Source organism: Enterobacter cloacae complex sp. GYL001 (assembly GCF_049237125.1).
GTDB classification, from domain to species: domain Bacteria; phylum Pseudomonadota; class Gammaproteobacteria; order Enterobacterales; family Enterobacteriaceae; genus Enterobacter; species Enterobacter hormaechei_C.
In genome coordinates this window covers 77,257-104,067 of record NZ_JBMKGW010000003.1, presented here as the reverse complement: position 1 = coordinate 104,067, position 26,811 = coordinate 77,257, and the positions used below count along the sequence as shown (strand labels likewise).

The window sequence follows — 26,811 nt, the reverse complement described above, 5'->3', positions numbered from 1 at the left end:
AATGGAAACTAACATGTCAGAAATTAGCCGTGCCGTGCTTTTCGGCAAACTGGATACGCTGTTATTTACCTCTCTGGAAAGCGCGACTGCCTTCTGTAAGCTGCGCGGCAACCCGTACGTTGAGCTGGTGCACTGGCTGCATCAGCTGATGCAGCAGCAGGATGGCGATCTGCAACAGGTCATCCGTCACTTCGCCCTTGATGAACAGCAGCTGACGCGCGATATCGTGGCGGCGCTGGATGCCCTGCCGCGTGGCGCGAGTTCTGTGTCTGATCTTTCCGAGCATATCGACAGCGCCGTCGAGCGCGCCTGGGTCTACGGCTCGCTGAAGTTTGGCGTCAGCCGCATCCGCGGCGGCCATTTGCTGATCGGCATACTGAAAACGTGGAATCTGGCTAACGTGCTGAAAAGCATTTCGGCGCAGTTCACCCGTCTTAACGTCGAGGTGCTGATCGAGCAGTTCGACGCCATTTGCGCCAGCAGCAAAGAGAGCCAGCAGGCCGCCGCCGCTGCGGACGCGCCTGCCGGGGCAGTACCGGCTGCGCAGGGCACGCTGGCGCAGTATGGTCAGGATCTGACGGCGCGCGCCCGGGAAGGGAAAATCGACCCGGTGGTGGGGCGCGATGAAGAGATCCGCCAGATGGTCGATATTCTGATGCGTCGTCGCCAGAACAACCCCCTGCTGACCGGGGAAGCCGGCGTCGGGAAAACGGCGGTGGTGGAAGGGCTGGCGCTGCGTATTGCTGACGGCGACGTGCCGGAGCCGCTGCAAAACGTTCAGCTGTGGCTGCTGGATATCGGCATGCTTCAGGCCGGAGCGGGCATGAAAGGGGAATTTGAGGCGCGCCTCCAGGCGCTGATCAACGAGGTGCAGTCCAGCGCCACGCCGATTATTCTGTTCATCGATGAGATCCACACCCTGATTGGCGCTGGCGGTCAGCAGGGCACCGGCGATGCCGCTAACCTGCTCAAGCCTGCCCTGGCGCGCGGGCAACTGCGCACCATTGGCGCGACCACCTGGGCGGAATACAAAAAATACATTGAGAAAGATCCGGCGCTGACCCGCCGTTTCCAGACCGTACAGGTTCACGAGCCGGACGAAGCCAAAGCCGTGCTGATGCTGCGCAGCACCGTGTCACCGCTGGAAACCCATCATCAGGTTTTACTCCTCGACGAAGCGGTCAGCGCGGCGGTGAAACTGTCGCATCGCTATATTCCTGCGCGTCAGCTGCCGGATAAAGCGGTGGCGCTGCTGGATACCGCCTGCGCGCGCGTGGCCGTCAGCCAGAGCGCGCCGCCTGCCCAGCTGGAAGACTGTCTGCGTCACCTGGCGGCCCTGGATGTGGAGCTGGAGATTGCTGAACGCGAAGCGCGCGTGGGGGCGGGCGATCCGGCGCGTGTGGCGACCTTAACCTCAGAGCGTGACGCGTTCGAAACCCAACGCGAAGCTCTGGCCCGTCGCTGGGAAGAAGAGCGCACGCGGGTGCAGGAGATTATCCGTCTGCGTGCCGCGCTGTTTGCGGCGGGAGATGAGGATACGGCTGACCTGCGCGGCCAGCTGGCAGAACAGCAGCAGGCGCTGAAGACCTTACAGGGTGACGAACCGCTGCTGTTTGCCGCGGTGGATGAGAACGTGGTGGCTGCGGTGGTTTCAGACTGGACCGGGATCCCGCTGGGCCGGATGGTGAAAAATGAGATCGACGCGGTGCTGAATCTGGCCGACACGCTGAACCAGCGGGTTATTGGCCAGCGTCATGGTCTGGATCTGATTGCCCGTCGGGTAAAAACCTCCCGGGCGAAGCTTGACGATCCAAACAAACCGGTCGGCGTATTCATGCTCTGCGGGCCGTCCGGCGTAGGTAAAACCGAAACCGCGCTGGCGCTGGCGGAGTCGCTTTACGGCGGCGAGCAGAACGTCATTACCATCAACATGAGTGAATTCCAGGAAGCGCACACCGTTTCGACGTTAAAAGGTGCGCCTCCGGGCTATGTGGGCTATGGTGAAGGCGGCGTCTTAACCGAGGCCGTGCGCCGCCGTCCCTACAGCGTGGTGCTGCTGGACGAAATTGAAAAAGCGCACCCGGACGTGCACGAGATCTTCTTCCAGGTCTTCGACAAGGGCTGGATGGAGGACGGCGAAGGGCGTCACATTGATTTCCGTAACACCATTATTATTCTGACCTCTAACGTTGGCACCGACCTGATCGCAGCCATGTGCGCCGACCCGGAACTGATGCCGGAGCCTGACGCGTTAAGCGGCGCCCTGCGCCAGCCTCTGCTGGAGGTGTTCCCGCCTGCGCTGCTGGGCCGCCTGCTGGTGGTGCCGTATTACCCGCTGAGCGACGAGATGCTGGGGCAGATTGTGCGTCTTCAGCTCAGGCGCATTCAGCGTCGTCTGGAAGAGAATCACAACATTATTTCTGAATTTGACGACAGCGTGGTCGAACAGATTGTTCAGCGCTGTACCGAGGTTGAGTCGGGCGGGCGTATGGTGGATGCGATTCTGACCAATACGTTGCTGCCTCAGATGAGCCAGATTTTACTTACCGCCAGCCGCAGCGACGAGCAGTACCGACGTCTGCATGTCACCTGCGAGCAGGGCGAGTTCCACTGTCAGTTTGCCGCGTAATAATCATCAAGAGAACTGTAAAAGATGACGGATAATGATAACAATCGGACTGTCCCAAACGCGCTCCCGGTCGGGTACCGTTTCAATGAGTTTGAGATAAAAGAGGTGATTGGCGGCGGCGGATTCGGCATCGTCTATCGCGCCTGGGATCACCAGCTCGAACGCACTATCGCTATCAAAGAATTTATGCCTTCCTCCCTCGCCGTGCGCGGCGAGGATATGACGCTGGTGCTGCGCAGCGAGCGCTTCGGCAAAGCGTTTTCTGCCGGTCTGAACAGCTTCATCCAGGAAGCCCGCCTGCTGGCGCGCTTTAACCACCCGAACCTGCTGCACGTACTGCGTTTCTGGGTGCAAAACGACACGGCCTATATGGGGACGCTGTTTTACAGCGGTACCACGCTGTCGCGTCTGCGCGAAGAGAAACCGGAGCTGATTAACGAGGCGTGGATCCGCCGCATGCTGCCAATGCTCTTCGGCGCCATCAAAACGATCCACGACGAGGGTTATCTGCACCGCGACATCTCGCTGGATAACATTCAGATTCAGGATAACGGCCTGCCGGTGCTGCTCGATTTCGGATCGGCGCGCCGCACCATCGGTAATCTCTCGGATGAGACGGAAACCATGCTGCGTCCGGGCTTCGCGCCTATCGAGCAGTATACCGACGACAATGAAAGCGAGCAGGGGCCGTGGACGGATATCTACGCGCTCGGCGCCGTATTGCGCACCCTCATCGTCGGCTCTCCGCCGCCGGTCAGCGTGGTGCGTTCGATTCAGGATACCTGCAAACCGCTGGTGGAGCTGATGCCGCAGGGGTATTCCATCCCGTTGCTACAGGCCATCGACAAGGCGCTGGCGCTGCATATGGAAGACCGTCCGCAATCCATTGAGGAGTTCGCGGCGCTGATCGAGATGCCCGTCGCCGGTATCGACGAGGTGCTTACCGCGAAGAAGACCGGCACGATGCTGGTGCCGGTGGAAGAGGAGACATCTGCTTCCGCGCTGGACTGGCGACGTTACAAGCTTCCGGGGCTGGTGGCCGCGGGCGTGCTGGTTGGGGTGGTTGCCGGTGCGATGCTGTTCGGCGGCGGCAGCCAGGAAACGCCAGAGCAGACGGCGCAAACCCCTGCCGTGAGCCCTCCGGCTGAGACCTCCGCCCAGGCGGAGACCAGACCGGCAACGGCAGACGTGAGCGAGCCGGTAGCGTCACCTTCTACGGCGCAGCAGAGTGCGCCGCCTGTCGACGCCAGCCCGGTCGCGCTGGTCTACATCCGCATGCTTGATGGCGAGACGCTGAAGGTGAACGGCGAGTCTAAAGCGCTGCGTCCGGGCAATAACGGTTACGCATCGCTGAAATTGCCTGCGGGCGAGACCCGCATTGAACTGGAAGGCAATGGAAGAACGCGTACCCAGACGCTGGATATTGCGAAGCCAGGCACCTGGCTGGTGAATCCGTAAGCCTGCGGGTAACAGGACGGAGCGAATGTATAACATCAAGTTTGTCTATCTGTTCCACGAGAACGTCTCGCCAGCGTTGTTTGCGAAAATAATCCGTCCGTCCGTTGCCGGACAGTGGATTATGTCGGTTCCCGACCATTCGCTGCGCTCGCTCTTCACGCGCTACGATCTGCTGCGCACGATCACCGGTGCGAATCCTTATCAGTCCGGGCGCAATACCCGCACGCTGATCGCGCAGGATTTAGAGATGGGCAGGGTGGTTGCCATTGACGAAAGTTTTCGTGACTGGTCATCAGTAACGGAAATTTTTTACATCAATGCCAAAGGGCAACTCCAGGCTGCCTCGCTGGTCGGCCTGGGCTGGTATCCGGTGAGTACGATTGTCGACCGCTACGAAACCATGGTGAGAACGTACGGATCTCGCCCTGCGCCAACGGTACTGCCAAAACAGGTGGTGAAATCTAAAACGGCACAGGTGCCGGATGAACCTACTCCGGGCAAGGACGGTAAAACCTATGCCGGGCAGCTTCAGAAGATGACCAAAGCAGAGCGCTGGCAGGCGCGTAAAGATCTGATTGCGAAGGGGAGTAATAGCCTTTATCCGGATGCCCAGATCGCCGCGAAGCGTCTGGCGGCGAATAATATCGCAGTGGAAAAAGCGAAGCTTGCGGAAAATATTTATAAGACCGTCAACCCGCTGGAAACCACACCGGGCGTGCCGGAGGGGTGGACGGATATCAGTAATGACGATGCGCTGTTAGGAAAGTTCGGGCTGAACAAATCAATGCTCTTTGACGATGATACGTCCCCCAATTTTCTGGCGCGCGTCTATCAACCGAAGCCGGAAGTGTTTGGTACAGATATGAACCCCACGCTGGTATTCAGGGGATCGCGCGAGCCTGGTTTCGCCTCTCTGTCTGAGAATGTCTCCGCTTTACTGACCAAAGGGGAGCTGGCGCCAGTGGTAAACGGGGCTGACTGGTCGAATAACTTCTCACAGGGCATGGGTATGGCTTCAGATTATTATAAAAAGGCTGTGAGTATTGGTAAGGAGCTGGCAAGGTCAGGCCAGAATATTGATATTGCCGGTCATTCCCTTGGCGGTGGCCTCGCCTCTGCGACCTCCATGGGCAGCGGGAAAGCGGGGTGGACGTTTAACGCCGCCGGCCTGAATGCCGGAACCGTAGAAAAATACGGCGGCAAGATATTAGGCAGTACGGATAATATCCAGGCTTATCGGGTTGAAGGTGAGCTGCTGACGAAGATTCAGGAAGTTAACCCCTGGGAGGATCTGAAAACGATGAAAGGGCATGTCCCTTCGTGGATCCTCAAAGAGGAAATCTCTGCGCTGAGCCCTAATGCTGCCGGAATACCCCACGATCTTCCCGGTGGAACCGGAAGCGCGCTGGACCGCCACGGGATTAATCAGGCGATTGATTGCATAGAGCAACAGAAGGACGAGGATATTTCGATAATCGGGAGTCGATTGTGAAAAAACGGTTTATGGCTTTTGTCGCGTTATGTTTTTTATTCATGATTCAGGGGTGTAAGCAGGATATGGACCTTAATCCACAGGACTACTTCAGCGGTCAGCAGCTTGAACTGGCGAAAGCGATTGAAGAAGGTGATGTCGACGCGGTGAAGACGCTTGCACCAGAAAGCGATCTTAATCAACCGGGAAAGCAGGATATGACCCTGCTTTTTTGGGCCATCGGCAACGCGATTAATGATAAAAAAACATCGCCCCATTTAAAGGTGATTACATTGCTTGTTAAGGCCGGCGCAGATCCGCTCCAGCCTCGACCGCAGGGAAAAAGCAGCCCTGCCGAATTTGCCCTGAAGGGGGACAGCGCGGATTGGATCGATGCGATGCTGGACGGTGGCCTCTCACCCAACGTGAAAGATAAGGTCTTCCACGAACCGATCGTCTTCCAGTCGCTTAAAGCGAAAAACACAGAGACTCTGGAAGCCATGCTCGATCGCGGAGCTGACGTCAATGCAACCAATTCACTGGGTAAAACGCTGGTGTTTGATGCGCTGGATAACCAGGCTTACGAGCATGTCTTGTTACTGCTCGATCGTGGAGCGGACCCGTCAGTTAAGGCTAAAAATGGCTGGTCAATGAGTAATGCGCTTGCGGACGCGCTGAGTGGACTTGATAGAGGCAGCGAGCAATACGAGAAGTTAAATGAAATAAAAGAGAAACTTATTCAGAAAGGGGGCGTGTGGCCACCTGCGCCGGTTAAGTGATTGCTCAACTTTCATGAAAGCCAGAGATAAGGTTTTTTCCGGAGTTTCCATTAGCCTGCACTCTTTGGATTTATAAAAACGAAAGTTCGTACCTCCAGACAAATCAACCCAGCATTGCATCAATCCAAAACCACCTCGTCGAAATTAGCTTTACGTTCATAAACGTTCCCAGCATAAACCATTACGGAATAAAGATTATGCTCAACCGAATTACCGTCCAGCTCCCGGTTGAGGGGCTGCTTTTCTGGAAACTCTCCGGCCGTGAGGCGATGTCCGAGTCGTTCGCGCTGACGCTGACCCTGCTTGGTACGGACGCGCGCATTGACCGCAGCAAGCTGCTGGGCCAGCCGGTCACGGTGACCATCCCCACGCAGAACCTGCTCACCCCCCGCTATATCAACGGCAAGGTGACGCGCGTGGCGGTGAGCGCCGTGGAGCTGACGGGCACCCGCTACGCGGTGTACCAGCTGACGGTGGAGCCGGACCTGTGGCCGATGAAGCGCGACCGTAACCTGCGTATCTTCCAGGGCCAGACGGTACCGCAGATTGTCAAAACCCTGCTGGGTGAGCATCAGGTTAACCTCGAAGACAAACTTACCGGCAGCTACCGGGTGTGGGACTACTGCGTGCAGTATCAGGAATCGAGCCTGGACTTCATCAGCCGCCTGATGGAGCTGGAGGGGATTGCGTACTACTTCAGCCACGAGGCCGACAAGCATACCCTGGTACTGACCGACGCCGCGACCCAGCACCAGCCGTTCAGCGGCTATGAAGTCATTCCTTACCACCAGACGCCGTCCGGCGGCAGTACGGATGAAGAGGGCATCAGTCAGTGGGCACTGGAGGACAGCGTGACGCCGGGGATATACAGCCTCGACGACTATGACTTCCGCAAGCCGAACGCGTGGCTGTTCCAGGCGCAGCAGAACCCGGCGTCCCCGAAGCCGGGCAGCATCGACGTGTACGACTGGCCGGGCCGCTTTGTGGAGACAGGCCATGCGGAGTTCTACGCCCGAATCCGTCAGGAGCGCTGGCAGGTGGAGCATCAGCAGATTCAGGCGACGGCCACGGCGGCGGGCATTGCGCCGGGCCACATCTTTACCCTGTCCAACGCGCCGTTCTTCAGTGACAACGGGGAGTATCTGGTGACGGCGGCGGGTTACCACTTCGAGGAGAACCGCTACGCGAGCGGTGAGGGGGAAACCATTCACCGCACCGATTTCACCGTTATCCCGGCGTCGGTGTCCTACCGTCCGGCGCAGAGCACGGCGTGGCCGCGCACCTACGGCCCGCAGACGGCGAAAGTCGTGGGACCGCAGGGGGAGAGTATCTGGACGGACAAATATGGCCGCGTGAAGGTGAAGTTCCACTGGGACCGCCTGGCGAAGGGCGATGACACCAGCTCCTGCTGGGTGCGCGTGTCGAGCGCCTGGGCGGGCCAGGGCTACGGCGGGGTGCAAATCCCGCGCGTCGGCGATGAGGTGGTGGTGGACTTTATCAACGGCGACCCGGACCGTCCGATTATCACCGGCCGCGTATACAACGAAGCAAGCATGCCGCCGTGGGCGCTGCCGGCTGCCGCGACGCAGATGGGCTTTATGAGCCGCACGAAAGACGGTTCAGTCGACAATGCCAACGCCCTGCGCTTTGAGGACAAGGCGGGCGAGGAACAGGTGTGGATCCAGGCCGAGCGGAATCTGGACACCAGCGTCAAGAATGATGAAACGCACAGCGTTGGCGGCGCACGCAGCCATTACGTGAAGAAAAATGAGCTGCATCGCGTGGAGGCTAATCAGATCCAGGCCGTGAAAGGCGGAACCGAGATCCTGACGGGTAAAGGCAAGCTGGATGCGGCGGTAGAGCAGTATGTTATTGCTTCCGGGACGAAGCTGCGGCTGGTCTCGGGCGAGAGTGCTATTGAGCTTAACGCTAACGGCAAAATTAACCTGATCGGCAAAGAGTTCAACTTCTTCGTTGAAGGGGACGGCTATATCACCACGGGCGGCAAGCTGCACCTGAATACGTCGGGCACCAAGCCGGGCACAACGGCGCCGGGATCGGGGCATAAAGGGGATATTGATGCGGCGGTGCAGGAGAAATTTACGCCCCCGGAAGAGTAACCGCTTTCTGTCTGCCGCCGGGTTGTCCGTGGCGGCACGTAAAACCCTTTAGCAATTTTAGACGCGAGTTCACCGATGAAATACACCCTCCAGGAAGGTTCCTTTACCCTTTTTCCTGCCGCCTGGCAGGACAACAGCATGAACATTATTCGCGATGACGAAAGCGGGCTGTCCGTGGTGGTCAGCCGCGGCGTTATCCCGGATGGCAGCGACTACGAACAAGAGTTTCACCGCCAGTGGGACGTGCTGCGTCATCAGATGGGTGAGATCGCCCAGAGCGAATTTCAGCACGTAAAAGCCGGGCCTGCCGGCAACATTGATGGGGTAGAAGTTGAGACCACCTTTGACCGTAACGGCCAGCGCCTGTGGCAAAAACAGCTGGCCGTGCAGACGCCAGGCAAACCGGTACTGATGATTTTTACCCTCTCGGCCTTAAAAGCCTTTACGGAAGAGGACGAGGCGCGCTGGAGCGCACTGAAGCAGAGTCTGACGCTAAACGACAACCGGAATGTGTAAGGCATGAGCGATAACAACGCGGCCCGTAAGGGCGACGAGATTATTCACTCCAGCATTTTTGCTGATATTACCAGCATTGTGGCGGAAGGTGCCGCCTATGCGGTGATTGGCGCGGCGGTGGGCGCAGCAGCGACCGTCGCGGCCCCACTGCTGGGAGCCGGGGCCGCAGCGGCAGGCGTGGCGGCGATTGGATCCAGCTGTCTGTTGAGCGGCATTATCGGCGGGGTTCTGGCGAACGTCGCCGGGATCACCGACGATATCAGCAACGCCGCTGAAGGGCTGGGTAACGCGCTTTTCCCGCCGTCGCCCGCGGGGAAAATCACCACCGGTTCGAGCAACGTTCTGACAAATAAACTTCCCGCTGCACGCGCAGCCGGGACGTTAACGCCTGCCGATACCCCGTCCCCTGAGCCGCAGTCGCCTGGCAGCTTTGCCGACTACGCGGGCATGCTGCTCTCCGCTGCCGGACAGTTCGGCAGCGAGATGTGGCAGCCCAGCGTCGCCTCTGCCGCCGCGGGGACCTCGCCGCTGGAAGAAGACAAGGTGGCGTGTGATAAACACTCCGGGCCGCAGTATCTGGCGGAAGGCTCGAAAAGCGTCTTCATCAACGGACAGCCTGCGGTGCGCGCAAAAGATCGCACCACCTGCGAGGGCACCGTTTCCGACGACGTATCCCCGAACGTGATCATCGGCGGCGACACGCTCACGGTCCGCGATATCAAAAGCGGTAAAACGCCGGGTCTGGCGCTGGGGATGATTGCGCTCTCCCTGCTGCGCGGGCGGCCAGGCAAGATCCTGAAAAACATGCCCTGCGCGCTGGCTGCTGCCGGTGGCGGGATGCTGGCTGATATGGCCGTCAACGCCGTGTTCGGCTCCTCGCACCCGGTTCATGCCGCTACCGGCGTGAAGGTGCTGAATGACGACGACGAACTCGATTTCTCGCTGCCGGGGCGCTTTCCACTGCGCTGGCAGCGCAGCTACAACAGCCTGACCACCCGCGAAGGGCTGTTTGGTCTGGGCTGGGCTACCACCTTTGACAGCTATCTGACGCTGGAAGAAAACAACGCCACCTGGTTCGATGAAACCGGGCGCGAGCTGAGCTTCGAGCTGCCGCCGGTCGACCGCGCGTTTTACAGCATCAGCGAAGGCATTATCATCCGCCGCAATGAGAGCGGCGACGTGGCGATAGCCGACGATGACGGCGCGGTGTGGCGTCTGTATAAACCGACCCGCGCTAACCCCTCCATCCTGCGTCTGGTCTCCCTCAGCGACGAATACGGCAACGCGCTGCTGACTGAATGGGATGAGCACGGGCGGCTGGTCGGTCTGCACGATGAGCCGCGAGCGATCGATGTCACCCTGCGCTATGACGATGAACGTTTCCCGCAGCGCGTTACCTCGGCGAGCCATTTTGACGGCAACCAGACATGGCCGCTGATGCAGTGGGGGTACGACGCGCGCGGCCAGCTGGCCAGCGCAACGGATGCCTCCGGCGTGGTAACCCGTGAATACCGTTATAACGATGATGGCCTGATGGTCTGGCACCGTCTGCCGGGCGGGCTGGAGAGCGAATACCGCTGGCAAAAATTCGACCACTGGCGCGTGGTGGAAAACCGCACCAGCACCGGCGACGGCTGTCGCTTTACCTACGATTTAGCCGCCGGGCTGACGACCGTCGATCACTACGACGGTCAGACGCGAAAGCATTACTGGAACGCGCAAAACCTGATTGTTCGCTACGTTGACGAGCGCGGTGAGAACTGGCGCTACGAGTGGGATGACAACGAACTCCTCACGCGCCGCATCGATCCGCTGGGTAATGCCGTTACCTTCGTCTATGACGACATGGGCAACCGGGTGCAGGAGATCGACGCCGACGGCAATACCCGCACCACCACCTGGCTGGAGCACCGTGCGCTTCCGGCGTCCATCATCGAAGCTGACGGTAGCGCCACCCGTTTCCGGTATGACGAACATCACGGGCTGAAACGCGTGGTGGATCCGATGGGGCAGACCACGCTGCTGCGTCGGGACGAGTTTGGTCAGGTGGTTGAAGAAGTCGATGCCGCTGGGAACAGCCGTTACCAGGAGTACAACGAGGCCGGGCAGATGGTGCGTGCGACGGACTGTTCGGGCCGAGTGACACAATACCGTTATCATCCGCTGGGCTGGCTGGTGGCTGAGATAAGCGCCGACGGCGAAGAGACGCGTTACCGCTACGACGCCGCGGGGCGTCCGGTGCAGCTCGACCGACCAGAAGGCTGGACCGAGTCGCTCAAATGGAACGAACGTGGCCTGCCGGTGAAGCATGCGGGCGCCGACGGGAAAGAGAGCGAGTTCAGATACGACGAGGCAGGGCGCTTAACCGCCACCCGTAATACGCAGGGTGAAGAGGTGCGCCGCCGCTGGGACAGCCGCGGGCGTTTGATTGCCCTGGAAAACGAAAACGGCGAAGCGTATCAGTTCCGCTGGGGCGCAGACTCGCTGCTGCTGGAAGAGGTGGGGCTGGATGGCGTGGCCTCGCAGTATCGCTACGATGCCTGCGGACGTACGATAGCGCGCACCTTTGCCGCCGGACATCCGGAGGCCATCACCCACGCTTTCGCCTGGAGCGCGAGCGGCCAGCTGGTCGCCCGCACCACGCCGGAGGGGCAGACCCGCTACCACTACACCCCGTCCGGCCTTCTGAGCCGGATTGGGCTGCATCCCGCGCTTTCAGCCGATGCCTGGAGCGCCGAGGCCGAGCAGGAGCTTGTATTTGAGTATGACGCGCTCGGGCGCGTCACACACGAAACGGGCGAACACGGGGAGCTGGCGTGGGAGTATGATGCGCTGGGCAACCGCACCTCCGTCACGCTGCCCGATGGCCGGGAGCTGAAGCAGTTTTACTACGGTAGCGGACATTTGCTCAGCATTGCCCTTGATAAGCTGTCGGTCTCCGACTTTACCCGCGACGAACTCCACCGTGAAACCAGCCGCACCCAGGGGCTGCTGACCACCCGCAGCGAATACGACCGCCTTGGCCGACTGCATCACCGGGACGTTTTTACCGGCAATGCCCAGCGCCCGTCGCCGCGCCGCTGGTCCCGCCGCTGGGATTACGACTATCGCAATAACCTGGTCCGCGAAGAGCGGGACGATAACCCGTTCAGCTGGTACCGCTGGCAGTACGACAGCGCCGGACGTCTGCTGGTTCAGGACGGCACGCTGCCCGGCCAGGAGCAGTGGCGCTGGGATGCTGCCGGTAACCCGCTTGAAGGCTCGGCTGAGAAGGTCACGCACAACCGCCTGACGCAGCTGAACGGCATTCGCTGGCGCTATGACATCCACGGTCGTACCGTGGAGAAGGATAACGGCCAGACCCGCTGGCACTACCGCTATGACGGCGAGCACCGCCTGACGGAGGTCATCAGCCAGCCGCGGGACCGCAACAGGCCGCAGACGCAGGTCAGCTTCCGCTATGACCCGCTCGGGCGCCGCATCAGCAAAACGCGACGCCAGATGCTGTTTGGGCAGCCGACCGGCAAGCCAGTCACCACCCGGTTTGTATGGGAAGGGTTCCGGCTGTTGCAGGAGGTGCACGGGGATGTGCCGCTGACCTACGTCTACAGCGATCAGGACAGCTACGATCCGCTGGCGCGTATTGACGGCGTTGATGCCCCGGAAATCTTCTGGTTCCACTGCCAGCCCAACGGCACGCCGGAGCGGATGACGGATAGCGAAGGGCAGGTGCGCTGGGAAGGGGTGAACAGCGCCTGGGGCAAACTGCTGCGGGAAAGCGAGACGCAGGTATCAGGATATTCCCAGAACCTGCGCATGCAGGGGCAATACCTGGACCGTGAGACAGGGCTGCACTACAATCTGTTCCGGTATTACGACCCGGACTGCGGACGATTTACGCAGCAGGACCCGATAGGGCTGGCGGGGGGGATAAACCTTTACCAGTATGCGCCGAATGCGCTGGGGTGGGTGGATCCGTGGGGTCTTAATAGATGCGAGGCAGGGGTTGCATCAGGAAAAGGTAGTAAAATAAAAGGCAAGTGGTTGAAGGGATCGCATGGTAATGCAGGTTTATTCCCATCATCTGTTGCTGATAAATTACGAGGCCGGGAATTTAAATCCTTTGATGATTTTAGAGAGAATTTCTGGAAAGAGGTGTCTCTCGACCCGCATCTTTCGAAGCAATTTAGTACATCAAATGTAACCAGAATGCGGGGAGGTAAAGCTCCAATAGCGCATGATACACAGTGGAACGGGAAAAATAGATCTTATGTTCTACACCATAGAACCCCTATCCAACATGGAGGCGGTGTTTATGATGTTGATAATCTAGTAATCGTTACACCAAGATATCACCTTGACATACTAGACCGTGCTTATCATTTTTGAGGGATAATATGCAAAGACAAGAGCTTATTGAACTAATAAGGAAGATCCAACGCAGCGAAGGGACAGAAGAAGAAGCTGATAATGACATCGACCTCCTTTGCAGAAGTGTCGCAGATCCTCACGCAGTTAATTATATTTATTATGAAGAACTTAGCGCAGAAGAAATCGCGGATAAAATCATAAATTACAAACCAATTCAACTATAAGTCGTATTCGGGTGGCGCAATGAGTCCCCCTATATCAAAAAAAAATCCATGCCAAAGCGTGGATTTTTTTTATTCAAAACAAATCAAATGTAAACAAGAAGTTCATCACGTCGCCATCTTTAACGATGTAATTTTTACCTTCAGCTCACATTCGGGCTGCCTCTTACACTCCTTGCTGAATCTTACCCTCAGTAAGCTGTCAGTATACCCGCGACGAGCTCCTCCGTGAGAACAGCCGCACCCAGGGGCTGCTGACCACCCGCAGCGAATACGAACGTCTTGGCCGCCTGCATCGCCGGGACGTCTTTACCAGCAATGCCCAGCGTCCGTCGCCGCGCCGCTGGTTTCGCCGCTGGGATTACGACTACCGCAATAACCTGGTGCGTGAAGAGCGGGACGATAACCCGTTCAGCTGATACCGCTGGCATTGCCGGTATGACGGCGAGCACCGCCTGACGGAGGTCATCAGCCAGCCGCGGGACTGCAACAGGCCGCAGACGCAGGTCAGCTTCCGCTATGACCCGCTCGGGCGACGCATCAGCAAAACGCGACGCCAGATGCTGGGCGGACAGCCAACCGGCAAGCCGGTCACCACCCGGTTTGTCTGGGAAAGGTTCCGTCTGTTGCAGGAGGTGCACGGGGATGTGCCGCTCACCTACGTCTACAGCGATCAGGACAGCTACGATCCGCTGGCGCGTATTGACGGCGTTGATGCCCCGGAGATCTTCTGGTTCCACTGCCAGCCCAACGGCATGCCGGAGCGGATGACGGATAGCGAAGGGCAGGTACGCTGGGAAGGGGTGAACAGCGCCTGGGGCAAACTGCTGCGGGAAAGCGAGACGCAGGTATCAGGATATTCCCAGAACCTGCGTATGCAGGGGCAATACCTGGATCGTGAGACAGGGCTGCACTACAATCTGTTCCGGTATTATGACCCGGACTGCGGACGATTTACGCAGCAGGACCCGATAGGGCTGGCGGGTTATATCTTTACAGCTATGCTCCTAATCCTATAGTTTGGACAGATCCTTTAGGTCTTACACCTTGTAAGGGGTTACCATCCACTCGAAGGGCTGGAGGTACAAGCAAACATTATGATCCCGTAAATGGTCAAGGATTGTATGTGCTACACGATGGAAAGAATATTATCTATGTAGGACGTGGGGATGCTCCAGCACGTTTGAATAGCCATGGGAATACACCGGGTATATTACATTTGGAACAGTAGACCATATTTGATAATAATTTGACCAAAGCGGAAGCTAAATTCCTGGAACAAAGGATTATGGATCTTAATGGTGGAGCTAAGTCAACAAACTCTTTAACAAATCTCCTCAACAAAATCAGGTCATATAGCCTTAATAACCCAAGCCCTAGCAAATATGATATTACAGGTCATAGTAGTGATTGGGGTGGGGAAGTATTGAAAGATGCGTTATCAATTCTGAAAGGGAATGGCTTATGAAAGTAAAATATAAAGAGGGTGACATCTTTGTCATTCCGATGAGTAATGGGAAGTATGCGCTTTGCCAGGTTATTTTTGCTCCAAAGAAAAAGTTTAAACAAGTAATAGGTTTCTGCATTTTATCAATACAGGATACGGAGGAGTTTGAAGAGAAGAGTTCACTAACACCTCTATCTTTTGAAAAGTTTGGCAAGGAGATGAAGGTTATTTTCACTAGCAACCAAAATATTAGTAAAGGTATTTGGAAAATTATTGACTATGCTAATCTCACAGAAGAAAAAAAACAGTTAAAAATATTTAATTATGCTGGCGGCTTATATGATGGGGAGGAGGAAATCAGGCGTCTGTCTGTTGCTGAATATCCTAATTACACAACTATGGGGGGGGCAGGCTTTGAGCTTGTCGACAATGTTCTGATAAATATTTGATCATCAGGGGAAGGGTGCTTCCCTGGGTAGTTTTCATACAACAGCAGCTCATTAACACCTTTAATAAATTCACAAGTTTTTATGTTCGTCTGGCCAAATAGTATTGCATCAATGCATGCAGGAGAAGAATAGCCACAAGTTTGTCGCCGTTGATCTGGATATCAATACTCATGCCTTCGCCCGGAACGAGAGAGGACATTCGGTCGTCTGCACTACGGTAAAAGGGCTGACCCGCTACCACTACATCCAGTCAGGTCTGCACTACAATTTGTTCTAGTAGTATGATCCTACAGCGGGCGGTTTACGCAGCAGGACCCGATAGGGCTGGCGGGGGGGATAAACCTTTACCAGTATGCGCCGAATGCGCTGGGTTGGGTGGATCCGTGGGGGTTGGCATTAAAGGGAGTCGACTTTACAGGAAGCCCAGATCTTTTCCCAATCAATGGAACAAAACAGAATATTGTATCTATTACAATGCAAGGAACTCGAGATAGAGATTTCACCGAGGCTTTCAAGGCAGCCGGTATTTCTAAAAGCGATGCAACTGGATATACATGGCATCATGTCGATGATTTTGACCCAGCCACAGGAAGGACAACAATGCAATTAGTAAAAACTTCTGCGCATGAAGCTACTTTCCCACATAAAGGCTCAGTCTCACAATTCGAGAAATATTTTGGTGTAAAATATGGTTCCCAAGAAGCCATTGCTGTTTCTCATTCTAAAGGCTGGTTGAAGGGGCGTGTCCCGAAAAAATTGCGTGCAAACTGTCATCAGTGAGGTATAACCTATGAACCATTTCAGTAACTGTGAAAAAAAGATTGGACGTGCAGATATTACTAAAACGGAAGAGAAATTATCTATTACTCTTCCGGATGATTTCGTTTCACATTATCTGCAATTTAATGGTGGCACTCCTGAGAAAAGTTGGTGGGACGGTGATGAAGATTTTGAGCCAGTAGAGGTGGCAGGGTTTAAACCGTTTGTTTATAATAGTCAGACAAATAATGACCCTAGATCTTTAATCGACGGTTGTTATATCAGCATGTTGGATAGGGAAGTGATTCCTAAAAACCTGCTTCCTTTCGCAAATGATTGGGGAGGGAATTTCTTCTGTCTAGATTTAGACAATTACTCAATAGTATATTTTGCTACAGATTCTTTTGATGAGGATTTGACTATGCAAGAGAATCACATAAAACTTCAAAGATATCTGACAAATTCATTTGCCAATTTTGTTAATGGATTAGTAGCAGAAGAAGATCTTTCTTAAAGAATATTTAAAAATTTAATCGATTTATTTACTTCGATTGCTGTTGTTTTGATATTCATATTTTTAATAAAGCTCTGTGACACAAATCATAGGGTTTTATTATAAAACAGCATGACAGGCTTGGTGGTATGAAAGCAGCTAGAATCCCATGTAGAATAAATCAGGTTAAAAAATGAAGATATCCCAGTTAGCAATACATAGGTTAAATAATATTAATTGGTTTGTTAATCTTGGTGTAGCAACGACACTCCCTGGTGTTATCCAGGCTCAGTCCCTTAGCTTATTTATAAAAGGCTTGAATAGCGATGAATGGGAAAGTGCCACCTTGGAGGCTGGTTATGAAATAACGGGCTATCTCGCAAAAAAACACACTAACAAATATCAATATTGGAACTCTTTGGTCAAAGAAGCTAAGAAAGTTGTGGAGAATGATATTATCCCAAAAATAATCTTCCCAGAGTCTGAGAAAGGATCAATGACTGAGAACTTAAAATGGGACCTTGTGAATTACTTGCTTGAAGATGCGTATAGTTCTTTACTACATGAGCCATTCGCTTTTGAAGGCTTAATTAATGTTTATGAAGCTGGGCATATGCCCTGTGGATGGTCAGGTACTTGGCCAGCGGGCAAACTAGTTATCTATTGATAGGACACGCGAAAAAAAATCCACGCCAAAGCGTGGATTTTTTTCATTCAAAACAAATCAGACGTTAAACAAGAAGTTCATCACGTCGCCATCTTTAACGATGTAATCTTTCCCTTCCGCACGCATTTTGCCTGCTTCTTTCGCGCCTTGCTCACCCTTGTAGGTGATGAAGTCTTCAAACGCGATAGTCTGCGCGCGAATGAAGCCTTTCTCGAAGTCGGTGTGGATCTTACCAGCCGCCTGAGGCGCGGTCGCACCCACAGGGATGGTCCACGCACGCACTTCTTTTACACCAGCGGTGAAGTAGGTTTGCAGATTCAGCAGCTCATAGCCCGCGCGGATCACGCGGTTCAGGCCCGGCTCTTCCAGACCCAGCTCGGCCATGAACTCTTCGCGGTCGGCGTCGTCCAGCTCTGCAATATCAGATTCAACGGCAGCGCAAACCGCAACCACTACAGAACCTTCAGCCGCGGCAATTTCACGTACTTTGTCCAGATACGGGTTGTTCTCGAAACCGTCTTCGTTAACGTTGGCGATGTACATGGTTGGCTTCAGGGTCAGGAAGCTCAGGTATTTGATCGCCGCTTTGTCTTCGTCAGTCAGGTTTTTCAGCGCGCGCAGCATGCCCGCGTTTTCCAGCTGTGGCAGACATTTTTCCAGCGCAGCCAGTTCCGCTTTCGCGTCTTTGTCGCCGCCTTTGGCTTTCTTCTGCACGCGGTGAATGGCGCGCTCGCAGGTGTCGAGGTCAGAGAGGGCCAGCTCGGTGTTGATGACGTCGATGTCGTCAGCCGGATCCACTTTGTTGTTAACGTGGATAATGTTGTCGTTCTCGAAGCAGCGCACAACGTGGCCGATCGCTTCGGTTTCACGGATGTTGGTCAGGAACTGGTTGCCCAGGCCTTCACCTTTGGATGCGCCTTTTACCAGGCCCGCGATGTCCACGAACTCCATGGTAGTTGGCAGAATGCGCTGCGGCTTCACAATTTCCGCGAGCTGGTCCAGACGCGGATCGGGCATAGGCACAACGCCAGTGTTCGGCTCGATGGTACAGAACGGGAAGTTCGCCGCTTCAATACCTGCTTTGGTGAGCGCGTTGAACAGGGTGGATTTGCCCACGTTTGGCAGACCGACGATACCGCATTTGAATCCCATTTCTAAATCACCTTAATATCTTGATAATCAATCCGTTAACGATAACCGATTGAAGAAAAGTAAATAACTACGCCTATTATACACGTAACCCGCGCGACGCGCGGTAAAAAAGCCCCGGGGCGCCGATTATTGCGCTTTGAAAGCGTGCAGTCGATTGGTGGCTTTCGTCAGGCCGTCCTGAAGCCAAATCTCGGTGCAGCGGGCCGCTTCGTCCACCGCTTCGTCAATCAACTTCTGCTCAGAAACCGGTGGTTTACCCAGTACGAAACCAACAACTTTGTTTTTATCGCCCGGATGGCCGATTCCCACGCGCAAACGGTGGAAATTAGGGTTATTACCCAGTTTGCTGATGATGTCTTTCAGACCATTGTGGCCGCCATGACCGCCGCCCAGTTTGAACTTCGCCACGCCTGGCGGCAGGTCCAGTTCGTCGTGGGCCACCAGGATCTCATCCGGATTGATGCGATAAAACGTTGCCATGGCCGCCACGGCTTTGCCGCTCAGGTTCATAAAGGTGGTTGGCACCAGCAACCGCACGTCAGCACCCGCAAGATTGATGCGTGAGGTATACCCGTAAAACTTGGGTTCTTCACGCAGGGGAGCGCGCAAACGCTCCGCAAGCAGATCTACATACCAGGCACCGGCGTTATGGCGGGTAGCGGCATACTCTGCGCCCGGATTGGCGAGGCCGACAATCAGTTTAATCGTCACGATTTACTTCCTAAAGAGTTCCAGATCTGGCGCGTAGTTTACTGTCTGACGCGCCGCTTGACAAAGTTCTGCCTGCGGTACACCGAAATGCGAATAATTTCCTCTTTGAACAATTAGAATTTCAAGCTGTTCAATGTCTTATTTGTAAATTTTTGTCCGGGAGTTATCAGTAAATGTGATCATTCACGCAACTCATATAAGAGGCGTTGTCTATACTTTACACACAAGGAGAAGGGGCTTTTCCCCTGACAACCCAAAGTTCCGGAGGTGACATATGAAACGCAAAAACGCTTCAATGCTCGGTAACGTGCTAATGGGGTTGGGACTGTTCGTGATGGTCGCCGGTGTCGGTTATTCAATCTTAAACCAATTACCGCAGCTTGACCTCCCACAATACTTTGCGCATGGCGCGGTGCTGAGTATCTTCCTTGGTGCGGTATTGTGGCTCGCCGGGGCGCGCGTGAGCGGACATGAGGAAGTCTGCGATAAATACTGGTGGGTGCGCCATTACGATAAACGATGCCGCCGCGACCAGCGCAAGCATAGCTAGTGCCCCATAAAGAACACCGAAACGACTTCATCTGAAGTCGTTTTTTTTTGCATGACGCATTGACCCTCACGTAACGTAAGGCTTCAGAGTAACGAAACTGGCAGAATAAAAGGAGCCGTTATGTTGATACAGGTGGGTGAACTGGCGAAACGTGCCGGGATCACCGTGCGGACTTTGCATCACTACGAGCAAACAGGGCTGTTGTTACCTTCTGCCAGAAGCGCGGCAGGCTACCGGCTTTATAACCTGGCGGATGTGCAGCGTCTGCATATGATCCAGGCGCTGGCAAAAGCCGGACTGGAGCTTGCCGAAATCAGGGATTTTCTGGAACAGCGTTCGCTGTCATTAGCCGAATTACTCGACGGGCAAATCACTCTGCTTGACAAGCAACTGCGTAGCATCCATACGCTGCGCAACCGGCTGGTGGAATTGCGTACCGGGCTGACCGACGATGCGACGCCGGATCTGGAATCCTGGCTACAGACTCTGGAGTTAATGAATATGTACGATCGCTGGTTTAGCAAAGAAGAGTTGCAGCAACTGCCGTTTGCGGTAGAGAAAGAGGCGTTGGCGGATATCTGGTCGGGTCTGGTGACGGAGGTTAAACACTTGCTGGAACAGAACGTCAGCGTCACGGACGCGCGGGCGACCGATTTGGCTTCACGGTGGATGGAACGCCTGGAGCAGGATACCGCAGGCAAACCGGAATTTTTGACCCGTCTGAACGAGATGCACAGCGTGGAGCCGCAGATGCAGGAGCAAACCGGCATTACGCCGGAGATAACTGATTACATCACGCGGGCGTTTGCCGAATCAAAGCTCAGCATCTGGGAGAAATATCTCACTGCCGAAGAGATGGCCTTTACCCGGGCGCACTACTTTGACCGGATGATGGAGTGGCCGCCGCTGGTGGCGAAGCTGCATCAGGCGCAGCGGGATAATCTCAGTCCCGCTTCTGACGATGCGCAAAAGCTGGCAGAAAACTGGCTGGTTTTATTCCAGTCCTATGCGGGAACAAACCCGCAGACCCAGCAAAAATTTCGTCTCGCCATGCAGCAGGAGCCGCATCTGATGAAGGGCACGTGGATGACGCCTGCCGTGCTTGAATGGCTCCAGCAGGCGATCGGGGTGATGATGCAAAGACGCGTCTCTGCATCAGATGACTCACAGATCCGCTAATGCAGCTTCACGGTTAGGGTAGAAGGACAATCGGCCAGGGATTGGCTGCACGCCCGCGCGCGCCATGGTGCGCAGGGGCTGGAATTCGAGGTTACTTATCCGCAGCTCGCAGCCTTCCGGCAGGCGGGCAACAAAGCGCTGGAAGGCATCCAGACCGCCGGCATCCAGCACCGGGACGGCATCCCACTTCAGCACCACAATCCGTTTGCCCGCGATGCGGGACGCCAGATCGCTGAACAGTCCTTCCGCTGCGGCGAAGAACAGCGGGCCGATCACGCGCAGCACCAGCACATCGTCAGGCACCTCAACGTTAACCGGGGAGAGACGCGTCATCTGCGCGATGCGGCGCATAAAGAGCAGTGAGGCCAGCACTATGCCGACGCTGATGGCGATAACCATATCGAACAGCACGGTCAGCGACATGCAGATCAGCATCACGATAATGTCGTCTTTCGGCGCGCGGCGCAGCAGGTTAACCACCTTATGCGCCTCACTCATGTTCCAGGCCACCATCAGCAGCAGCGCAGCCATGGCAGAGAGTGGAAGCCATGAAAGCAGCGGGGCAAGGATCAGCAGCGCCATGATCACCAGCAGGGAGTGAATGACCGCCGAAACCGGTGATGTCGCGCCCGCACGTACGTTCGCGGCGGAACGGGCAATCGCAGCCGTAGCGGTAATACCGCCGAAGAACGGTGCAACGATGTTCCCTAAGCCCTGGCCGACCAGTTCGCTGTTGGCTTTGTGCTTAGTGCCGGTCATGCCGTCGAGCACGACGGCGCAGAGCAGGGATTCGATCGCGCCCAGCATTGCCATGGAGAATGCGGCGGGCAGCAGAGCGCGAAGGGAATCCCAGCTCAGGGTAAAGCTGGAACCCGGCATGTCCCACGGCAGAACCAGCTGCGGCAGCAGCTGCGGAATGCCGCTACCCTGTGAGCCGTCCGCCAGAACATAGTGAAACTGGGAGCCAATGGTGGCGACCTGTCCACCGAGCAGGTTGACAACGCCCATCACCGCGCAGCCCAGCAGCAGAGCGGGCAGATGCCCCGGGAGACGAATGCCTAAGCGAGGCCAGACGATAAGTGTGCCGAGGGTAACGATGCCAATGGCTGCATCGCCCAGGTTGGCCGTCGGCAACGCCATAAACAGCGCGCCCACTTTCTGTAAATAGTGCTCCGGAACATGGGCCATTTGCAGGCCGAGGAAATCCTTAATCTGCATGGTCCCGATGGTAATCCCAATCCCCGAGGTGAACCCCAGCGTTACGGAAAGGGGAATATATTCAATCAGGCGACCAAAGCGGGCCAGACCAAACAGAATTAAAAAGATGCCGGACATCAGGGTGGCAACCAGCAGGCCTGCCAGACCAAACTGTTGGGAAACCGGGTAGAGGATCACCACAAAGGCGGCAGTCGGGCCGGAGACGCTGAAGCGGGACCCGCCCGTCAGCGCAATCACAATCCCCGCAACGGCCGAGGTGTACAGCCCGTACTGCGGCGCGACGCCGCTACCAATCGCCAGCGCCATCGCCAGCGGGATGGCAATAATCCCGACGGTGATCCCGGCTATCAGGTCACGAACAAAGCGTGACGATGTGTATTTCTCTTTCCAGCAGGCGTCGATGAGGGCGCGAAAGGGCAGAACATGTGAGGAGGTTACGTTTTTCACAATTATCTATCATCCGTGTGCGCATCATCTGTCATGTGAATGGCAGGTGAAGGAGGCATAAGTCATACAAATAAATACTATAAACAAAAAAACCCGCCGTAGCGGGTTTTTTGGCCGTGTTCGATCAGTGTTCGAACATTGCAGAGATCGATTCTTCGTTGCTGATACGACGAATCGCTTCGGCCAGCATCCCGGACAGAGTCAACGTACGCACGTTTGGCAGCGCTTTGATCTCGTCGCTCAGTGGAATGGTATCGCACACCACAACTTCGTCAATGACGGAGTTACGGAGGTTGTTTACCGCATTGCCGGAGAAGATCGGGTGAGTGGCGTAAGCGAATACGCGTTTCGCACCACGCTCTTTCAGCGCTTCAGCGGCTTTACACAGCGTACCGCCGGTATCGATCATGTCGTCCACCAATACGCAGTCGCGGCCAGCCACGTCACCGATGATGTGCATCACCTGAGAAACGTTAGCGCGCGGACGGCGTTTGTCGATGATCGCCATGTCGGTATCGTTCAGCAGCTTCGCGATAGCACGAGCACGTACCACGCCGCCGATGTCCGGAGAAACCACAATCGGGTTGTCCAGATTCAGTTGCAGCATGTCTTCCAGCAGGATTGGGCTGCCGAATACGTTATCAACCGGCACGTCGAAGAAGCCCTGGATCTGCTCTGCGTGCAGGTCAACCGTCAGTACGCGGTCAACGCCGACGCTGGACAGGAAGTCAGCGACAACTTTAGCGGTGATTGGCACACGCGCGGAACGGACGCGACGGTCCTGACGTGCATAGCCAAAGTAAGGAATAACAGCAGTGATACGGCCAGCAGAAGCACGACGCAGCGCGTCGACCATAACAACCAATTCCATCAGGTTGTCATTCGTTGGAGCACAGGTGGACTGGATGATGAAAATATCACCACCGCGTACATTTTCGTTAATTTGTACGCTGACTTCGCCGTCGCTAAAGCGACCTACAGCGGCGTCGCCGAGGGAAGTGTACAGGCGGTTGGCAATACGTTGTGCTAGTTCCGGGGTGGCGTTACCAGCAAAAAGCTTCATATCAGGCACGAGAAGAACCTCAGGCATGCGTCCAGTGGTGGATAGCGTTCGCCGCAAACTGCGGGGCCTAAGCAAACGCTATCCAGGCGGTGTATTAAAGAGCGCGATGCAACGTCTGGAACAGGGTGACGTTGTCACCGAAACTCAGTCTGCGCCAGAATGGCCTGCTGTAGGGGGGAGGTGTTCATCCCGCGTGCTACAAAACCATGCAGCCAAACCGGCGCTTGCTCAAGCACCTGACGGGCGGCGGTTTCGGTGTCAAATTCAGCAAAGACACAGGCCCCTGTACCGGTCAGGCGCGACGGCGCGTATTCTAACAGCCAGGAAAGCACCGCATCAACCTCGCGAAAACGTTTTCTTGCGATATCTTCGCAATCGTTGCTGAATTCACAATTTAATAACGTTTTTATTGACCGTGCCGGGGTATTTCTTTTCAGGTCAGGATCTTTAAAGATGACCGGGGTAGGAATGCTCACGCCGGGGTGAACGATCAGATACCATTTTTCCGGCGGATCGACCGGCGTGAGGATTTCACCGACACCTTCAGCGAACGCCGCGTGGCCGCGCACAAACACCGGTACATCGGCGCCCAGCGTCAACCCTAACGCTGCCAGTTCGTCCGTCGTCAGACCGCTGCCCCAGAGGTGGTTAAGCGCCACCAGTACAGTTGCGGCGTTTGATGAGCCGCCGCCAAGACCGCCGCCCATCGGCAGGCGTTTGTCGATACGGATATCCGCACCGCTTCCCGCCGGCAGACGACCCGACGTCGACGCCGTTTTCATTAGCAGGCGGGCAGCGCGCACGATCAGGTTATCGTCATGCGCCACGCCGTCGACCGGCGTCAGCAGGCAAATCTGCCCGTCCTGACGCGGTTCGATGGAGATGGTGTCGCCGTAATCGACAAACTGAAACAGCGTTTGCAGGGTGTGATAGCCGTCAGCGCGCTGCCCGGTAATGTAGAGAAACAGGTTCAGTTTTGCGGGAGAGGGCCAGTGGGTCATCATTTAACGATCCAGTTGTCCATTTTCAGCTTGATACGCTGGCTACCCTGCGTCAGCTCCATATTGGACGGCAGCGACGGTTGCGTCTTGCTGTCATACGCGCTGTACACCACTTTCCAGGTTTTACCGCCCTGGGTGTAGTTCACCTGGCTCAGACGGTATTGATCGTCGAGCGTATAGTCGGTTGCGTCACCCGGCAGGCCGAGGATCCACTGGCGCAGACTATTGAGCGGAATCGGCATCCCGGTCAGCTTGCCAATCATCTCTTCGGCGTCGGTTGCCGTGTAGTGCTGGCCTTTGTTATCGGTGATCTGCGCTTCGCCAGGCTTCGCGTTAAGCTCCAGCTCGGTGCTGCCCAGCGGGTTCAGCAGCAGCAGGCGATAGTTGTCCTGACCCGTTTGCTGCCAGAAGAAGCGAGCATAAACTTTTTGTTCGTCAGAGAGATAAGCAAATGCACCGCGGGTCTGGTACTGGCTTAATTTCAGCACGTCCTGCTGGTGCTGACGCCACTGCGGTGAGTCAGGGCTTTTGCCCGGGCCTTTCGGCTGATGAACGGAACAGGCGGTCAGAACCAGGGCCGCCAGAGGCAGCAGGCGAATCATTCGGGTCATAATGATGACAAATCCTTGAGATACGTTGCAGTTATAACTGTTAATGCTAGCGTTGAAGGGTGCCACCGTCTACGTTCAAATTATCTCAAAGCGTGGCGTAAGCTATTACTCCGAAAGGGGGCAGTCTCTTTTATTGATCTCGCGCATCCTGTATGATGCGTCCTGCTAACCTTATTAACGCTGGTACTACTCCCGCTCAACATGACCCTATTAGCACTCGGTATTAACCACAAAACGGCCCCGGTTTCACTGCGAGAACGCGTTACGTTTTCGCCGGATACGCTCGACCTGGCGCTGGACAGCCTGCTTGCACAGCCGATGGTGCAGGGTGGCGTGGTGCTGTCGACGTGCAACCGTACCGAGCTGTATTTGAGCGTAGAAGAGCAGGACAACCTGCACGAGGCGCTGATCCGCTGGCTGTGTGACTACCACAACCTCAACGAAGAAGAGCTGCGCAACAGCCTGTACTGGCATCAGGATAACGATGCGGTCAGCCATCTGATGCGCGTGGCCAGCGGTCTGGATTCGCTGGTGCTGGGCGAGCCGCAGATCCTTGGCCAGGTGAAAAAAGCCTTCGCGGATTCCCAGAAAGGGCATCTGAAAGCCAGCGAACTGGAACGAATGTTCCAGAAGTCATTCTCCGTGGCGAAGCGTGTGCGAACCGAAACCGACATTGGCGCCAGTGCGGTTTCGGTTGCTTTCGCGGCCTGTACCCTTGCCCGTCAAATTTTTGAATCCCTGTCGACCGTCACCGTACTGCTGGTGGGAGCGGGCGAAACCATCGAGCTGGTGGCGCGCCATCTTCGCGAACACAAGGTGAAGAAGATGATCATTGCCAACCGCACCCGCGAACGTGCGCAGGTGCTGGCGGACGAAGTGGGCGCTGAGGTGATTGCGCTGAGCGACATCGATGAACGTCTGAAAGAGGCGGACATTATTATCAGTTCTACCGCCAGCCCGCTGCCGATTATCGGGAAAGGGATGGTCGAGCGTGCGCTGAAATCCCGCCGCAATCAGCCGATGCTGCTGGTGGATATCGCCGTTCCGCGTGATGTCGAACCGGAAGTGGGCAAACTGGCGAACGCCTACCTGTACAGCGTGGATGACCTGCAAAGCATCATTTCGCACAACCTTGCCCAGCGTAAGGCGGCGGCTGTGCAGGCGGAAACCATCGTTGAACAGGAAACCAGCGAATTTATGGCCTGGCTGCGCGCGCAAAGCGTCAGCGAGACCATCCGCGAATACCGCGGTCAGGCGGAGCAGGTGCGTGATGACCTGACGGCCAAAGCGTTAGCGGCCCTTGAACAGGGCGGCGACGCGCAGGCGATTATGCAGGATTTAGCCTGGAAACTGACCAACCGCCTGATCCATGCCCCAACCAAATCTCTTCAGCAGGCTGCCCGTGACGGGGACGATGAACGCCTGACTATTCTGCGCAACAGCCTCGGGCTGGAATAGCGCCCTATACCCATTTTCTAAGACAAGGTGCATTTACGCCT

At 55.9% G+C, this 26,811-nt stretch carries 20 protein-coding genes and 2 pseudogenes; 16 read left to right on the top strand and 6 right to left on the bottom strand.

The genetic code is table 11. The features are described 5' to 3' along the window. The first annotated feature begins 13 nt into the window (after positions 1 to 13). From tssH to ACOTWU_RS07755, 13 genes and pseudogenes are all read left to right on the top strand, one after another. Positions 14 to 2,629 (top strand): type VI secretion system ATPase TssH, encoded by a 2,616-nt coding sequence (tssH, locus tag ACOTWU_RS07815; RefSeq protein ID WP_040117758.1) that lies wholly within the window; start codon positions 14 to 16, stop codon positions 2,627 to 2,629. A 24-nt stretch (positions 2,630 to 2,653) separates the two neighbouring features. Continuing rightward, entirely contained in the window at positions 2,654 to 4,087 is a 1,434-nt protein-coding gene (locus tag ACOTWU_RS07810) for a serine/threonine protein kinase (protein WP_023296772.1), read from the top strand. Positions 4,088 to 4,112: 25 nt separating this feature from the next. Continuing rightward, on the top strand, positions 4,113 to 5,579 hold the full coding sequence (locus ACOTWU_RS07805; RefSeq protein WP_040117757.1) for a hypothetical protein: 1,467 nt from the start codon (positions 4,113 to 4,115) through the stop codon (positions 5,577 to 5,579). Beyond that, entirely contained in the window at positions 5,576 to 6,337 is a 762-nt protein-coding gene (locus ACOTWU_RS07800) for an ankyrin repeat domain-containing protein (protein WP_220719429.1), read from the top strand. The genes ACOTWU_RS07805 and ACOTWU_RS07800 overlap by 4 nt, the downstream gene beginning before the upstream one ends. 197 nt (positions 6,338 to 6,534) lie before the next feature. Continuing rightward, positions 6,535 to 8,457 carry a type VI secretion system Vgr family protein gene (locus tag ACOTWU_RS07795; protein WP_126498627.1) on the top strand — a complete coding sequence of 641 codons (1,923 nt, stop codon included), beginning with the start codon at positions 6,535 to 6,537 and terminating at the stop codon, positions 8,455 to 8,457. A 75-nt stretch (positions 8,458 to 8,532) separates the two neighbouring features. Next, positions 8,533 to 8,973, top strand: coding sequence for a DcrB-related protein (locus tag ACOTWU_RS07790; protein ID WP_045142089.1), 441 nt, complete (start codon positions 8,533 to 8,535; stop codon positions 8,971 to 8,973). A gap of 3 nt (positions 8,974 to 8,976) precedes the next feature. Then, positions 8,977 to 13,362: an RHS repeat-associated core domain-containing protein gene (locus tag ACOTWU_RS07785; RefSeq protein ID WP_232964215.1), complete on the top strand. Its 4,386-nt coding sequence runs from the start codon at positions 8,977 to 8,979 to the stop codon at positions 13,360 to 13,362. An 8-nt stretch (positions 13,363 to 13,370) separates the two neighbouring features. Then, on the top strand, positions 13,371 to 13,568 hold the full coding sequence (locus ACOTWU_RS07780) for a bacteriocin immunity protein (RefSeq protein WP_040117755.1): 198 nt from the start codon (positions 13,371 to 13,373) through the stop codon (positions 13,566 to 13,568). Positions 13,569 to 13,771: 203 nt separating this feature from the next. Beyond that, positions 13,772 to 14,796: pseudogene (locus ACOTWU_RS07775) on the top strand (RHS repeat domain-containing protein); the annotation flags it as partial. Positions 14,797 to 15,029: 233 nt separating this feature from the next. Beyond that, complete coding sequence (locus tag ACOTWU_RS07770; RefSeq protein WP_220719439.1) at positions 15,030 to 15,461, top strand: immunity 26/phosphotriesterase HocA family protein; 432 nt, start codon at positions 15,030 to 15,032, stop codon at positions 15,459 to 15,461. Positions 15,462 to 15,708: 247 nt separating this feature from the next. Further along, a pseudogene (locus tag ACOTWU_RS07765) lies at positions 15,709 to 16,241 on the top strand (HNH endonuclease); the annotation flags it as partial. 10 nt (positions 16,242 to 16,251) lie between these two features. Next, positions 16,252 to 16,734 (top strand): SMI1/KNR4 family protein, encoded by a 483-nt coding sequence (locus ACOTWU_RS07760; protein WP_017384273.1) that lies wholly within the window; start codon positions 16,252 to 16,254, stop codon positions 16,732 to 16,734. Positions 16,735 to 16,906: 172 nt separating this feature from the next. Beyond that, complete coding sequence (locus ACOTWU_RS07755) at positions 16,907 to 17,380, top strand: hypothetical protein (RefSeq protein WP_017384271.1); 474 nt, start codon at positions 16,907 to 16,909, stop codon at positions 17,378 to 17,380. Positions 17,381 to 17,437: 57 nt separating this feature from the next. On the opposite strand, the gene ychF is transcribed toward ACOTWU_RS07755, so the two are convergent. Together ychF and pth are read right to left on the bottom strand one after the other, a co-directional pair. Then, on the bottom strand, positions 17,438 to 18,532 hold the full coding sequence (ychF, locus tag ACOTWU_RS07750) for a redox-regulated ATPase YchF (RefSeq protein ID WP_003856650.1): 1,095 nt from the start codon (positions 18,530 to 18,532) through the stop codon (positions 17,438 to 17,440). A gap of 126 nt (positions 18,533 to 18,658) precedes the next feature. Continuing rightward, the gene (gene pth / locus ACOTWU_RS07745) at positions 18,659 to 19,243 is read right to left on the bottom strand and encodes an aminoacyl-tRNA hydrolase (RefSeq protein WP_006810922.1); all 585 of its coding nucleotides are present in this window, start codon (positions 19,241 to 19,243) and stop codon (positions 18,659 to 18,661) included. A gap of 274 nt (positions 19,244 to 19,517) precedes the next feature. On the opposite strand from pth, the gene ychH reads away from it, so the two are divergent. Beyond that, the gene (gene ychH, locus ACOTWU_RS07740; RefSeq protein ID WP_003856655.1) at positions 19,518 to 19,793 is read left to right on the top strand and encodes a stress-induced protein YchH; all 276 of its coding nucleotides are present in this window, start codon (positions 19,518 to 19,520) and stop codon (positions 19,791 to 19,793) included. A 120-nt stretch (positions 19,794 to 19,913) separates the two neighbouring features. After that, positions 19,914 to 20,972 carry a MerR family transcriptional regulator gene (locus tag ACOTWU_RS07735; RefSeq protein WP_060460332.1) on the top strand — a complete coding sequence of 353 codons (1,059 nt, stop codon included), beginning with the start codon at positions 19,914 to 19,916 and terminating at the stop codon, positions 20,970 to 20,972. Here ACOTWU_RS07735 and dauA read toward each other — a convergent pair. The 4 genes from dauA to lolB form a co-directional block, all read right to left on the bottom strand. Beyond that, positions 20,958 to 22,637 carry a C4-dicarboxylic acid transporter DauA gene (gene dauA, locus ACOTWU_RS07730; RefSeq protein ID WP_126498626.1) on the bottom strand — a complete coding sequence of 560 codons (1,680 nt, stop codon included), beginning with the start codon at positions 22,635 to 22,637 and terminating at the stop codon, positions 20,958 to 20,960. The two genes, ACOTWU_RS07735 and dauA, sit on opposite strands and share 15 nt — an antisense overlap. A 124-nt stretch (positions 22,638 to 22,761) precedes the next feature. Next, positions 22,762 to 23,709, bottom strand: coding sequence for a ribose-phosphate diphosphokinase (gene prs, locus ACOTWU_RS07725; RefSeq protein ID WP_003856663.1), 948 nt, complete (start codon positions 23,707 to 23,709; stop codon positions 22,762 to 22,764). Positions 23,710 to 23,834: 125 nt separating this feature from the next. Next, the gene (gene ispE, locus ACOTWU_RS07720) at positions 23,835 to 24,704 is read right to left on the bottom strand and encodes a 4-(cytidine 5'-diphospho)-2-C-methyl-D-erythritol kinase (protein ID WP_045911246.1); all 870 of its coding nucleotides are present in this window, start codon (positions 24,702 to 24,704) and stop codon (positions 23,835 to 23,837) included. Next, positions 24,701 to 25,312, bottom strand: a complete 612-nt coding sequence (gene lolB, locus ACOTWU_RS07715; protein ID WP_003856665.1) for a lipoprotein insertase outer membrane protein LolB — start codon at positions 25,310 to 25,312, stop codon at positions 24,701 to 24,703. The genes ispE and lolB overlap by 4 nt, the downstream gene beginning before the upstream one ends. Positions 25,313 to 25,513: 201 nt before the next feature. Here lolB and hemA point away from each other — a divergent pair, with 201 nt between their 5' ends. Next, the gene (hemA, locus tag ACOTWU_RS07710; protein WP_003856666.1) at positions 25,514 to 26,770 is read left to right on the top strand and encodes a glutamyl-tRNA reductase; all 1,257 of its coding nucleotides are present in this window, start codon (positions 25,514 to 25,516) and stop codon (positions 26,768 to 26,770) included. Positions 26,771 to 26,811 lie beyond the last annotated feature (41 nt).